Consider the following 13,949-nt stretch of genomic DNA (forward strand, 5'->3'; position numbering starts at 1 on the left):
ATGGCTGATTACCAGGGTAAAAATGTCGTCATTATCGGCCTGGGCCTCACCGGGCTTTCTTGCGTGGACTTTTTCCTCGCTCGCGGTGTGACGCCGCGCGTTATGGATACGCGTATGACACCGCCTGGCCTGGATAAATTACCCGAAGCCGTAGAACGCCACACGGGCGGTCTGAATGATGAATGGCTGATGGCGGCCGATCTGATTGTCGCCAGTCCCGGTATTGCACTGGCGCATCCATCCTTAAGCGCTGCCGCTGATGCCGGAATCGAAATCGTTGGCGATATCGAGCTGTTCTGTCGCGAAGCACAAGCACCGATTGTGGCGATTACCGGTTCTAACGGCAAAAGCACGGTCACCACGCTAGTGGGTGAAATGGCGAAAGCGGCGGGGGTTAACGTTGGTGTGGGTGGCAATATTGGCCTGCCTGCGTTGATGCTGCTGGATGATGAGTGCGAACTGTACGTGCTGGAGCTGTCGAGCTTCCAGCTTGAAACCACCTCCAGTTTACAGGCGGTGGCAGCGACCATTCTGAACGTGACAGAAGATCATATGGATCGCTATCCATTTGGTTTACAGCAGTATCGTGCGGCAAAACTGCGCATTTATGAAAATGCGAAAGTTTGCGTGGTTAATGCTGATGATGCCTTAACAATGCCGATTCGTGGTGCGGATGAACGCTGCGTTAGCTTTGGTATCAATATGGGCGACTATCACTTGAATCATCAGCAGGGTGAAACCTGGCTGCGGGTGAAAGGCGAGAAAGTGTTGAACGTGAAAGAGATGAAACTTTCCGGTCAGCATAACTACACCAATGCGCTGGCGGCACTGGCGCTGGCAGACGCAGCTGGTTTGCCACGCGCCAGTAGCCTGAAAGCGTTAACTACGTTCACTGGTTTGCCGCATCGCTTTGAAGTGGTGCTGGAACATAACGGTGTGCGCTGGATTAACGACTCGAAAGCGACCAATGTCGGCAGTACGGAAGCGGCGCTGAATGGCCTGCACGTAGATGGCACGCTGCATTTGTTGCTGGGCGGCGATGGTAAATCGGCGGACTTTAGTCCGCTGGCACGTTACCTGAATGGCGATAACGTACGTTTGTATTGTTTCGGTCGTGACGGCGCACAGCTGGCGGCACTGCGCCCGGAAGTGGCAGAACAAACCGAAACCATGGAACAGGCGATGCGCTTGCTGGCTCCGCGTGTTCAACCAGGAGATATGGTTCTGCTCTCCCCGGCCTGTGCCAGCCTTGATCAATTCAAGAACTTTGAACAACGAGGCAATGAGTTTGCCCGTCTGGCGAAGGAGTTAGGTTGATGCGTTTATCTCTCCCTCGCCTGAAAATGCCGCGCCTGCCAGGATTCAGTATCCTGGTCTGGATCTCCACGGCGCTAAAGGGCTGGGTGATGGGCTCGCGGGAAAAAGATACCGAAAGCCTGATCATGTACGATCGCACCTTACTGTGGCTGACCTTCGGCCTCGCGGCGATCGGCTTTATCATGGTGACGTCCGCATCAATGCCTATCGGACAACGCTTGACTAACGATCCCTTTTTCTTCGCTAAGCGTGATGGCGTCTACCTGATCCTGGCGTTCATTCTGGCGATCATTACGCTGCGTCTGCCGATGGAGTTCTGGCAACGTTACAGCGCTACGATGCTACTCGGTTCAATCATCCTGTTGATGATCGTTCTGGTAGTGGGTAGCTCTGTTAAAGGGGCATCGCGTTGGATCGATCTCGGCTTGCTGCGTATCCAGCCTGCGGAGCTGACAAAACTGTCGCTGTTTTGCTATATCGCCAACTATCTGGTGCGTAAAGGCGACGAAGTGCGTAATAACCTGCGCGGCTTCTTGAAACCGATGGGCGTGATTCTGGTGTTGGCAGTGTTACTGCTGGCACAGCCAGACCTTGGTACGGTGGTGGTGCTGTTTGTGACCACGCTGGCGATGTTGTTCCTGGCGGGGGCGAAATTGTGGCAGTTCATTGCCATTATCGGCATGGGGATTTCAGCGGTTGTGTTACTGATCCTCGCCGAACCGTACCGTATCCGCCGTGTTACCGCATTCTGGAATCCGTGGGAAGATCCCTTTGGTAGCGGCTATCAGTTAACGCAATCGCTGATGGCGTTTGGTCGCGGCGAACTGTGGGGGCAAGGTTTAGGTAACTCGGTTCAAAAACTGGAGTATCTGCCGGAAGCACACACTGACTTTATTTTCGCCATTATCGGCGAAGAACTGGGGTATGTCGGTGTGGTGCTGGCACTTTTAATGGTATTCTTCGTCGCTTTTCGTGCGATGTCGATTGGCCGTAAAGCATTAGAAATTGACCATCGTTTTTCCGGTTTTCTCGCCTGTTCCATTGGCATCTGGTTTAGTTTCCAGGCGCTGGTTAACGTAGGCGCGGCAGCGGGGATGTTACCGACCAAAGGTCTGACATTACCGCTGATCAGTTACGGTGGTTCGAGCTTACTTATTATGTCGACAGCCATCATGATGCTGTTGCGTATTGATTATGAAACGCGTCTGGAGAAAGCGCAGGCGTTTGTACGAGGTTCACGATGAGTGGTCAAGGAAAGCGATTAATGGTGATGGCCGGCGGAACCGGTGGACATGTGTTCCCGGGACTGGCGGTTGCGCACCATCTAATGGCTCAGGGTTGGCAAGTTCGCTGGTTAGGGACTGCCGACCGTATGGAAGCGGACTTAGTGCCAAAACATGGCATCGAAATTGATTTCATTCGTATCTCTGGTCTGCGTGGTAAAGGTATAAAAGCACTGATTGCCGCACCGCTGCGAATCTTTAACGCCTGGCGTCAGGCGCGGGCGATTATGAAAGCGTTCAAACCTGATGTGGTGCTCGGTATGGGCGGCTACGTATCAGGTCCAGGTGGACTGGCTGCGTGGTCGTTAGGCATTCCGGTTGTACTTCATGAACAAAACGGTATTGCGGGCTTAACCAATAAATGGCTGGCGAAGATTGCCACCAAAGTGATGCAGGCGTTTCCAGGCGCTTTCCCTAATGCGGAAGTGGTGGGTAATCCTGTTCGTACCGATGTGTTGGCGTTGCCACTGCCGCAGCAACGTTTGGCTGGTCGTGAAGGTCCGGTTCGTGTGTTGGTAGTGGGCGGTTCTCAGGGCGCTCGTATTCTTAACCAAACAATGCCGCAGGTTGCAGCAAAGCTGGGCGATTCAGTCACTATCTGGCATCAGAGCGGCAAAGGTTCGCAACAAACCGTTGAACAGGCATATGCCGAAGCAGGGCAACCGCAGCATAAAGTGACGGAATTTATTGATGATATGGCGGCAGCGTATGCGTGGGCAGATGTCGTTGTTTGCCGCTCCGGCGCGTTAACGGTGAGTGAAATTGCCGCAGCGGGGCTACCGGCATTGTTTGTGCCGTTTCAACATAAAGACCGCCAGCAATACTGGAATGCGCTACCGCTGGAAAAAGCGGGCGCAGCCAAAATTATCGAGCAGCCACAGCTTAGCGTGGATGCAGTCGCCAACACCCTGGCCGGGTGGTCGCGAGAAACCTTATTAACCATGGCAGAACGCGCCCGTGCTGCATCCATTCCGGATGCCACCGAGCGAGTGGCAAATGAAGTGAGCCGGGCTGCCCGGGCGTAATTGTAGCGATGCCTTTTGCATCGTATGAATGTAAGAAGTTAATGGCGTAAAGAATGAATACACAACAATTGGCAAAACTGCGTTCCATCGTGCCCGAAATGCGTCGCGTTCGGCACATACATTTTGTCGGCATCGGTGGTGCCGGTATGGGCGGTATTGCCGAAGTTCTGGCCAATGAAGGTTATCAGATCAGTGGTTCCGATTTAGCGCCAAATCCGGTCACGCAGCAGTTAATGAATCTTGGGGCGACGATTTATTTCAACCATCGCCCGGAAAACGTACGTGATGCCAGCGTGGTCGTTGTTTCTAGCGCGATTTCTGCCGATAACCCGGAAATTGTCGCAGCTCATGAAGCGCGTATTCCGGTGATCCGTCGTGCCGAAATGCTGGCTGAGTTAATGCGTTTTCGTCATGGCATCGCCATTGCCGGAACGCACGGCAAAACGACAACCACCGCGATGGTTTCCAGCATCTACGCAGAAGCGGGGCTCGACCCAACCTTTGTTAACGGTGGGCTGGTAAAAGCGGCGGGCGTTCATGCGCGTTTGGGGCATGGTCGGTACCTGATTGCCGAAGCAGATGAGAGTGATGCATCGTTCCTGCATCTGCAACCGATGGTGGCGATTGTCACCAATATCGAAGCCGACCACATGGATACCTACCAGGGCGACTTTGAGAATTTAAAACAGACCTTTATTAATTTTCTGCACAACCTGCCGTTTTACGGTCGTGCGGTGATGTGTGTTGATGATCCGGTGATCCGCGAATTGTTACCGCGTGTGGGGCGTCAGACCACGACTTACGGATTCAGCGAAGATGCCGACGTGCGTGTAGAAGATTATCAGCAGATTGGTCCGCAGGGGCACTTTACGCTGCTGCGCCAGGACAAAGAGCCGATGCGCGTTACCCTGAATGCGCCAGGCCGTCATAACGCGCTGAATGCCGCAGCTGCGGTCGCTGTTGCCACGGAAGAGGGGATTGACGACGAGGCTATTTTGCGTGCGCTGGAGAGTTTCCAGGGGACAGGCCGTCGTTTTGATTTCCTCGGTGAATTCCCGCTGGAGCCAGTGAATGGTAAAAGCGGTACGGCAATGCTGGTTGATGACTACGGTCACCATCCGACCGAAGTGGATGCCACCATTAAAGCGGCGCGTGCAGGCTGGCCGGATAAAAACCTGGTAATGCTGTTTCAGCCGCACCGTTTTACCCGTACGCGCGACCTGTATGATGATTTCGCCAATGTGCTGACGCAGGTTGATACCCTGTTGATGCTGGAAGTGTATCCGGCTGGCGAAGCGCCAATTCCGGGAGCGGACAGCCGTTCGCTGTGTCGCACAATTCGTGGACGTGGGAAAATTGATCCCATTCTGGTGCCGGACCCAGCGCAGGTAGCCGAAATGCTAGCACCAGTATTAACCGGTAACGACCTGATTCTCGTTCAGGGGGCCGGTAATATCGGAAAAATTGCTCGTTCTTTAGCTGAAATCAAACTGAAGCCGCAAACTCCGGAGGAAGAACAACATGACTGATAAAATCGCGGTCCTGTTGGGCGGGACCTCCGCTGAGCGGGAAGTTTCTCTGAATTCTGGTGCAGCGGTGTTAGCCGGGCTGCGTGAAGGCGGTATTGACGCGTATCCTGTCGACCCGAAAGAAGTCGATGTGACGCAACTGAAGTCGATGGGCTTTCAGAAAGTGTTTATCGCGCTACATGGTCGCGGCGGTGAAGATGGCACGCTGCAGGGTATGCTCGAGCTGATGGGCTTGCCTTATACCGGCAGCGGAGTGATGGCATCTGCGCTTTCAATGGATAAACTACGCAGCAAATTGCTTTGGCAGGGCGCTGGTTTACCGGTAGCGCCGTGGGTAGCATTAACCCGCGCAGAGTTTGAAAAAGGCCTTAGCGATAAGCAGTTAGCAGAAATTTCTGCCTTAGGTTTGCCGGTTATCGTTAAGCCGAGCCGCGAAGGTTCCAGTGTGGGAATGTCAAAAGTAGTAGCAGAAAATGCTCTACAAGATGCATTAAGATTGGCATTTCAGCACGATGAAGAAGTATTGATTGAAAAATGGCTAAGTGGGCCGGAGTTCACGGTTGCGATACTCGGTGAAGAAATTTTACCGTCAATACGTATTCAACCGTCCGGAACCTTCTATGATTATGAGGCGAAGTATCTCTCTGATGAGACACAGTATTTCTGCCCCGCAGGTCTGGAAGCGTCACAAGAGGCCAATTTGCAGGCATTAGTGCTGAAAGCATGGACGACGTTAGGTTGCAAAGGATGGGGACGTATTGACGTTATGCTGGACAGCGATGGACAGTTTTATCTGCTGGAAGCCAATACCTCACCGGGTATGACCAGCCACAGCCTGGTGCCGATGGCGGCACGTCAGGCAGGTATGAGCTTCTCGCAGTTGGTAGTACGAATTCTGGAACTGGCGGACTAATATGTCGCAGGCTGCTCTGAACACGCGAAACAGCGAAGAAGAGGTTTCTTCTCGCCGCAATAATGGAACGCGTCTGGCGGGGATCCTTTTCCTGCTGACCGTTTTAACGACAGTGTTGGTGAGCGGCTGGGTCGTGTTGGGCTGGATGGAAGATGCGCAACGCCTGCCGCTCTCAAAGCTGGTGTTGACCGGTGAACGCCATTACACGCGTAATGACGATATCCGGCAGTCGATCCTGGCATTGGGTGAGCCAGGTACCTTTATGACCCAGGATGTCAACATCATCCAGACGCAAATAGAACAACGCCTGCCGTGGATTAAGCAGGTGAGCGTCAGAAAGCAGTGGCCTGATGAATTGAAGATTCATCTGGTTGAATATGTGCCGATTGCGCGGTGGAATGATCAACATATGGTAGACGCGGAAGGAAACACTTTCAGCGTGCCGCCAGATCGCACCAGCAAGCAGGTGCTTCCAATGCTGTATGGCCCGGAAGGCAGCGCCAATGAAGTGTTGCAGGGCTATCGCGAAATGGGGCAGATGCTGGCAAAGGACAGATTTACTCTGAAGGAAGCGGCGATGACCGCGCGGCGTTCCTGGCAGTTGACGCTGAATAACGATATTAAGCTCAATCTTGGCCGGGGCGATACGATGAAACGTTTGGCTCGCTTTGTAGAACTTTATCCGGTTTTACAGCAGCAGGCGCAAACCGATGGCAAACGGATTAGCTACGTTGATTTGCGTTATGACTCTGGAGCGGCAGTAGGCTGGGCGCCCTTGCCGCCAGAGGAATCTACTCAGCAACAAAATCAGGCACAGGCAGAACAACAATGATCAAGGCGACGGACAGAAAACTGGTAGTAGGACTGGAGATTGGTACCGCGAAGGTTGCCGCTTTAGTAGGGGAAGTTCTGCCCGACGGTATGGTCAATATCATTGGCGTGGGCAGCTGCCCGTCGCGTGGTATGGATAAAGGCGGGGTGAACGACCTCGAATCCGTGGTCAAGTGCGTACAACGCGCCATTGACCAGGCAGAATTGATGGCAGATTGTCAGATCTCTTCGGTATATCTGGCGCTTTCTGGTAAGCACATCAGCTGCCAGAATGAAATTGGTATGGTGCCTATTTCTGAAGAAGAAGTGACGCAAGAAGATGTGGAAAACGTCGTCCATACCGCGAAATCAGTGCGTGTGCGCGATGAGCATCGTGTGCTGCATGTGATCCCGCAAGAGTATGCGATTGACTATCAGGAAGGGATCAAGAATCCGGTAGGACTTTCGGGCGTGCGGATGCAGGCAAAAGTGCACCTGATCACATGTCACAACGATATGGCGAAAAACATCGTCAAAGCGGTTGAACGTTGTGGGCTGAAAGTTGACCAACTGATATTTGCCGGACTGGCATCAAGTTATTCGGTATTGACGGAAGATGAACGTGAACTGGGTGTCTGCGTCGTCGATATCGGTGGTGGTACAATGGATATCGCCGTTTATACCGGTGGGGCATTGCGCCACACTAAGGTAATTCCTTATGCTGGCAATGTCGTGACCAGTGATATCGCTTACGCCTTTGGCACGCCGCCAAGCGACGCCGAAGCGATTAAAGTTCGCCACGGTTGTGCGCTGGGTTCCATCGTTGGAAAAGATGAGAGCGTGGAAGTGCCGAGCGTAGGCGGTCGTCCACCGCGGAGTCTGCAACGTCAGACCCTGGCAGAGGTGATCGAGCCGCGCTATACCGAGCTGCTCAACCTGGTCAACGAAGAGATATTGCAGTTGCAGGAAAAGCTTCGCCAACAAGGGGTTAAACATCACCTGGCGGCAGGCATTGTTTTAACTGGTGGCGCAGCGCAGATCGAAGGTCTTGCAGCCTGTGCTCAGCGCGTGTTTCATACGCAAGTGCGTATCGGCGCGCCGCTGAACATTACCGGTTTAACGGATTATGCTCAGGAGCCGTATTATTCGACGGCGGTGGGATTGCTTCACTATGGGAAAGAGTCACATCTTAACGGTGAAGCTGAAGTAGAAAAACGTGTTACAGCATCAGTTGGCTCGTGGATCAAGCGACTCAATAGTTGGCTGCGAAAAGAGTTTTAATTTTTATGAGGTCGACGATAATTACGGCCTCAGGCGACAGGCACAAATCGGAGAGAAACTATGTTTGAACCAATGGAACTTACCAATGACGCGGTGATTAAAGTCATCGGCGTCGGCGGCGGCGGCGGTAATGCTGTTGAACACATGGTGCGCGAGCGCATTGAAGGTGTTGAATTCTTCGCGGTAAATACCGATGCACAAGCGCTGCGTAAAACAGCGGTTGGACAGACGATTCAAATCGGTAGCGGTATCACCAAAGGACTGGGAGCTGGCGCAAATCCAGAAGTTGGCCGTAATGCGGCTGATGAGGATCGCGATGCACTGCGTGCGGCGCTGGAAGGTGCAGACATGGTCTTTATTGCTGCGGGTATGGGTGGTGGTACCGGTACTGGTGCAGCACCAGTTGTCGCTGAAGTGGCAAAAGATTTGGGGATCCTGACCGTTGCTGTCGTGACTAAGCCTTTCAACTTTGAAGGCAAGAAGCGTATGGCATTCGCTGAGCAGGGGATCACTGAACTGTCCAAGCATGTGGACTCTCTGATCACTATCCCTAACGACAAACTGCTGAAAGTCTTGGGCCGCGGTATCTCCCTGCTGGATGCATTTGGCGCAGCGAACGATGTACTGAAAGGTGCTGTGCAAGGTATCGCTGAACTGATTACTCGTCCAGGCCTGATGAACGTGGACTTTGCAGACGTACGTACCGTAATGTCTGAAATGGGCTACGCAATGATGGGTTCTGGTGTGGCGAGCGGCGAAGACCGTGCGGAAGAAGCTGCTGAAATGGCTATCTCCTCTCCGCTGCTGGAAGATATCGATCTGTCTGGCGCGCGCGGCGTGCTGGTTAACATCACGGCGGGCTTCGACCTGCGTCTGGATGAGTTCGAAACGGTAGGTAACACCATCCGTGCATTTGCATCCGACAACGCAACTGTCGTTATCGGTACTTCTCTTGACCCGGATATGAATGACGAGCTGCGCGTAACTGTTGTTGCGACAGGTATCGGTATGGACAAACGTCCTGAAATCACTCTGGTGACCAATAAGCAGGTTCAGCAGCCAGTGATGGATCGCTACCAGCAGCACGGGATGGCTCCGCTGACCCAGGAGCAGAAGCCGGTTGCTAAAGTCGTGAATGACAATGCGCCGCAAACTGCGAAAGAGCCGGATTATCTGGATATCCCAGCATTCCTGCGTAAGCAAGCTGATTAAGAATTGACTGGAATTTGGGTTTCGAGGCTCTTTGTGCTAAACTGGCCCGCCGAATGTATAGTACACTTCGGTTGGATAGGTAATTTGGCGAGATAATACGATGATCAAACAAAGGACACTTAAACGTATCGTTCAGGCGACGGGTGTCGGTTTACATACCGGCAAGAAAGTCACCCTGACGTTACGCCCTGCGCCGGCCAACACCGGGGTCATCTATCGTCGCACCGACTTGAATCCACCGGTAGATTTCCCGGCCGATGCCAAATCTGTGCGTGATACCATGCTCTGTACGTGTCTGGTCAACGAGCATGATGTACGGATTTCAACCGTAGAGCACCTCAATGCTGCTCTCGCGGGCCTCGGCATCGATAACATTGTTATCGAAGTTAACGCGCCGGAAATCCCGATCATGGACGGCAGCGCCGCTCCGTTTGTATACCTACTGCTTGACGCCGGTATCGACGAGTTGAACTGCGCCAAGAAATTTGTTCGCATCAAAGAGACTGTTCGTGTCGAAGATGGCGATAAGTGGGCTGAATTTAAGCCGTACAATGGTTTTTCGCTGGATTTCACCATCGATTTTAACCATCCGGCTATTGATTCCAGCAACCAGCGCTATGCGATGAACTTCTCCGCTGATGCGTTTATGCGCCAGATCAGCCGTGCGCGTACGTTCGGTTTCATGCGTGATATCGAATATCTGCAGTCCCGTGGTTTGTGCCTGGGCGGCAGCTTCGATTGTGCCATCGTTGTTGACGATTATCGCGTACTGAACGAAGACGGCCTGCGTTTTGAAGACGAATTTGTGCGTCACAAAATGCTCGATGCGATCGGTGACTTGTTCATGTGTGGTCACAATATTATTGGTGCATTTACCGCTTATAAATCTGGTCATGCACTGAATAACAAACTGCTGCAGGCTGTCCTTGCAAAACAGGAAGCCTGGGAATATGTGACCTTCCAGGACGACGCAGAACTGCCGTTGGCCTTCAAAGCGCCTTCAGCCGTACTGGCATAACGACATTTATACTGTCGTATAAAATTCGACTGGCAAATCTGGCACTCTCTCCGGCCAGGTGAACCAGTCGTTTTTTTTTGAATTTTATAAGAACGATAAAAAACGGTGCGAACGCTGTTTTCTTAAGCACTTTTACGCACAACTTATCTTCATTCGTGCTGTGGACTTCAGGCTTTAATGATAAGATTTGTGCGCTAAATACGTTTGAATACGATCGGGATGGCAATAACGTGAGTGGAATACTGACGCGCTGGCGACAGTTTGGTAAACGCTACTTCTGGCCGCATCTCTTATTAGGGATGGTCGCGGCGAGTTTAGGTTTGCCTGCGCTCAGCAACGCAGCCGAACCAAACGCGCCCGCAAAAGCGACAACCCGCAACCACGAGCCTTCAGCCAAAGTTAACTTTGGTCAATTGGCCTTGCTGGAAGCGAACACGCGCCGCCCGAATTCGAACTATTCCGTTGATTACTGGCATCAACATGCCATTCGCACGGTAATCCGTCATCTTTCCTTCGCAATGGCACCGCAAACGCTGCCCGTTGCTGAAGAATCTTTGCCTCTTCAGGCGCAACATCTTGCATTACTGGATACGCTCAGCGCGCTGTTGACCCAGGAAGGCACGCCGTCTGAAAAGGGTTATCGCATTGATTATGCGCATTTTACCCCGCAAGCAAAATTCAGCACGCCCGTCTGGATAAGCCAGGCGCAAGGTATCCGTGCTGGCCCTCAACGCCTCAGCTAACAACGATAAACTTTTATTTCATTTTATTGACTCCGCAACACGGGGCGTTTGAGATTTTATTATGCTAATCAAATTATTAACTAAAGTTTTCGGTAGTCGTAACGATCGCACCCTGCGCCGGATGCGCAAAGTCGTCAACATTATCAATGCCATGGAACCGGAGATGGAAAAACTCTCCGACGAAGAACTTAAAGGGAAAACTGCAGAGTTTCGTGCACGTCTGGAAAAAGGCGAAGTGCTGGAAAATCTGATCCCAGAAGCTTTCGCTGTAGTGCGTGAGGCAAGTAAGCGCGTCTTTGGTATGCGTCACTTCGACGTTCAGTTACTCGGCGGTATGGTTCTTAACGAACGCTGCATCGCGGAAATGCGTACCGGTGAAGGTAAAACCCTGACCGCAACGCTGCCTGCTTACCTGAACGCATTAACCGGTAAGGGCGTACACGTTGTTACCGTCAACGACTACCTGGCGCAACGTGACGCCGAAAACAACCGTCCGCTGTTTGAATTCCTCGGCCTGACAGTCGGTATCAACCTGCCGGGTATGCCAGCACCGGCGAAGCGTGAAGCTTACGCAGCTGACATCACTTACGGTACGAACAACGAATACGGCTTTGACTACCTGCGCGATAACATGGCGTTCAGCCCTGAAGAACGTGTACAGCGTAAACTGCACTATGCGCTGGTGGACGAAGTGGACTCCATCCTGATCGATGAAGCGCGTACACCGCTGATCATTTCCGGCCCGGCAGAAGACAGCTCGGAAATGTATAAACGCGTGAATAAAATTATTCCGCACCTGATCCGTCAGGAAAAAGAAGACTCCGAAACCTTCCAGGGCGAAGGCCACTTCTCGGTGGACGAAAAATCTCGCCAGGTGAACCTGACCGAACGTGGTCTGGTGCTGATTGAAGAACTGCTGGTGAAAGAAGGCATCATGGATGAAGGGGAGTCTCTGTACTCTCCGGCCAACATCATGCTGATGCACCACGTAACGGCGGCGCTGCGCGCTCATGCGCTGTTTACCCGAGACGTCGACTACATCGTTAAAGATGGTGAAGTTATCATCGTTGACGAACACACCGGTCGTACCATGCAGGGACGTCGTTGGTCCGATGGCCTGCATCAGGCAGTGGAAGCGAAAGAAGGTGTACAGATCCAGAACGAAAACCAGACGCTGGCGTCGATCACCTTCCAGAACTACTTCCGTCTGTATGAAAAACTGGCGGGGATGACCGGTACTGCTGATACCGAAGCTTTCGAATTCAGCTCCATCTATAAGCTGGATACCGTCGTTGTTCCGACCAACCGTCCAATGATTCGTAAAGATCTGCCGGACCTGGTCTACATGACTGAAGCGGAAAAAATTCAGGCGATCATTGAAGATATCAAAGAACGTACTGCGAAAGGCCAGCCGGTGCTGGTGGGTACTATCTCCATCGAAAAATCTGAGCTGGTGTCAAACGAACTGACCAAAGCCGGTATCAAACACAACGTTCTGAACGCCAAATTCCACGCTAACGAAGCAGCGATTGTTGCACAAGCGGGTTATCCGGCGGCGGTGACTATCGCGACTAACATGGCGGGTCGTGGTACAGATATTGTGCTCGGTGGTAGCTGGCAGGCAGAAGTTGCCGCGCTGGAAAATCCGACCGCAGAGCAAATTGAAAAAATCAAAGCCGACTGGCAGGTGCGTCACGATGCGGTACTGGCTGCAGGTGGTCTGCATATCATCGGTACAGAACGTCACGAATCTCGTCGTATCGATAACCAGTTACGCGGTCGTTCTGGGCGCCAGGGGGATGCCGGTTCTTCCCGTTTCTACCTGTCGATGGAAGATGCGCTGATGCGTATTTTTGCTTCTGACCGTGTTTCCGGCATGATGCGTAAACTGGGTATGAAACCAGGCGAAGCCATCGAGCACCCGTGGGTGACAAAAGCGATTGCCAACGCTCAGCGTAAAGTTGAAAGCCGTAACTTCGATATTCGTAAGCAACTGCTGGAATATGATGACGTGGCTAACGATCAGCGTCGCGCTATTTATTCCCAGCGTAATGAACTGCTGGATGTCAGCGATGTGAGCGATACCATCAACAGCATTCGTGAAGATGTGTTCAAAGCGACCATCGATGCCTACATTCCGCCGCAGTCGCTGGAAGAAATGTGGGATATTCCGGGGCTGCAGGAACGTCTGAAGAACGATTTCGACCTCGATTTGCCGATTGCCGAGTGGCTGGACAAAGAGCCAGAACTGCATGAAGAGACGCTGCGTGAGCGTATTCTGGCGCAGTCCATCGAAGTGTATCAGCGTAAAGAAGAAGTGGTTGGCGCTGAGATGATGCGTCACTTCGAGAAAGGCGTCATGCTGCAAACGCTTGACTCCCTGTGGAAAGAGCACCTGGCGGCGATGGATTATCTGCGTCAAGGTATCCACCTGCGTGGCTATGCACAGAAAGATCCGAAGCAGGAATACAAACGTGAATCGTTCTCCATGTTTGCAGCGATGCTGGAGTCGCTGAAATATGAAGTCATCAGCACGCTGAGCAAAGTCCAGGTACGTATGCCTGAAGAGGTTGAGGAGCTGGAACAACAGCGTCGTATGGAAGCCGAGCGTTTAGCGCAAATGCAGCAGCTTAGCCATCAGGATGACGACTCTGCAGCCGCAGCTGCACTGGCGGCACAAACCGGTGAACGCAAAGTTGGACGTAATGATCCTTGTCCGTGCGGTTCTGGTAAAAAATACAAGCAGTGCCACGGTCGCCTGCAATAAAAGCTAACAGTTGAAGTAAAAGGCGCAGGATTCTGCGCCTTTTTTATAGGT

General features: G+C 52.5%; 11 protein-coding genes. All 11 read left to right on the forward strand.

The window, feature by feature from the left end:
• The 11 genes from murD (at position 1) to secA (ending at position 13,898) form a co-directional block, all read left to right on the forward strand.
• The gene (gene murD / locus QUE34_RS00465; RefSeq protein WP_000796457.1) at positions 1–1,317 is read left to right on the forward strand and encodes a UDP-N-acetylmuramoyl-L-alanine--D-glutamate ligase; all 1,317 of its coding nucleotides are present in this window, start codon (positions 1–3) and stop codon (positions 1,315–1,317) included.
• The gene (ftsW, locus tag QUE34_RS00470) at positions 1,317–2,561 is read left to right on the forward strand and encodes a cell division protein FtsW (RefSeq protein ID WP_032302385.1); all 1,245 of its coding nucleotides are present in this window, start codon (positions 1,317–1,319) and stop codon (positions 2,559–2,561) included. The genes murD and ftsW overlap by 1 nt, the downstream gene beginning before the upstream one ends.
• Positions 2,558–3,625: an undecaprenyldiphospho-muramoylpentapeptide beta-N-acetylglucosaminyltransferase gene (gene murG / locus QUE34_RS00475; protein ID WP_032302386.1), complete on the forward strand. Its 1,068-nt coding sequence runs from the start codon at positions 2,558–2,560 to the stop codon at positions 3,623–3,625. The genes ftsW and murG overlap by 4 nt, the downstream gene beginning before the upstream one ends.
• Positions 3,626–3,678: 53 nt before the next feature.
• A complete protein-coding gene (murC, locus tag QUE34_RS00480; protein WP_001096048.1) occupies positions 3,679–5,154 on the forward strand; it encodes a UDP-N-acetylmuramate--L-alanine ligase in 1,476 nt (491 codons plus the stop codon).
• Complete coding sequence (gene ddlB / locus QUE34_RS00485) at positions 5,147–6,067, forward strand: D-alanine--D-alanine ligase (protein WP_000130056.1); 921 nt, start codon at positions 5,147–5,149, stop codon at positions 6,065–6,067. Before murC ends, ddlB begins: the two co-directional genes overlap by 8 nt.
• Position 6,068: 1 nt before the next feature.
• Positions 6,069–6,899, forward strand: coding sequence for a cell division protein FtsQ (ftsQ, locus tag QUE34_RS00490; protein WP_000075744.1), 831 nt, complete (start codon positions 6,069–6,071; stop codon positions 6,897–6,899).
• Positions 6,896–8,158: a cell division protein FtsA gene (gene ftsA / locus QUE34_RS00495; RefSeq protein WP_000588474.1), complete on the forward strand. Its 1,263-nt coding sequence runs from the start codon at positions 6,896–6,898 to the stop codon at positions 8,156–8,158. The genes ftsQ and ftsA overlap by 4 nt, the downstream gene beginning before the upstream one ends.
• Positions 8,159–8,218: 60 nt before the next feature.
• Positions 8,219–9,370 carry a cell division protein FtsZ gene (ftsZ, locus tag QUE34_RS00500; RefSeq protein WP_000462776.1) on the forward strand — a complete coding sequence of 384 codons (1,152 nt, stop codon included), beginning with the start codon at positions 8,219–8,221 and terminating at the stop codon, positions 9,368–9,370.
• Between the two features lie 100 nt (positions 9,371–9,470).
• On the forward strand, positions 9,471–10,388 hold the full coding sequence (gene lpxC, locus QUE34_RS00505) for a UDP-3-O-acyl-N-acetylglucosamine deacetylase (RefSeq protein WP_000595482.1): 918 nt from the start codon (positions 9,471–9,473) through the stop codon (positions 10,386–10,388).
• A gap of 230 nt (positions 10,389–10,618) precedes the next feature.
• Positions 10,619–11,131 (forward strand): secA translation cis-regulator SecM, encoded by a 513-nt coding sequence (secM, locus tag QUE34_RS00510; RefSeq protein WP_000014320.1) that lies wholly within the window; start codon positions 10,619–10,621, stop codon positions 11,129–11,131.
• 61 nt (positions 11,132–11,192) lie between these two features.
• Positions 11,193–13,898, forward strand: coding sequence for a preprotein translocase subunit SecA (secA, locus tag QUE34_RS00515; RefSeq protein WP_000905777.1), 2,706 nt, complete (start codon positions 11,193–11,195; stop codon positions 13,896–13,898).
• Positions 13,899–13,949: the final 51 nt, after the last annotated feature.

It is taken from the genome of Escherichia sp. KS167_9B (assembly GCF_030295215.1).
In the GTDB taxonomy this organism is placed as follows: Bacteria; Pseudomonadota; Gammaproteobacteria; order Enterobacterales; family Enterobacteriaceae; genus Escherichia; species Escherichia coli_F.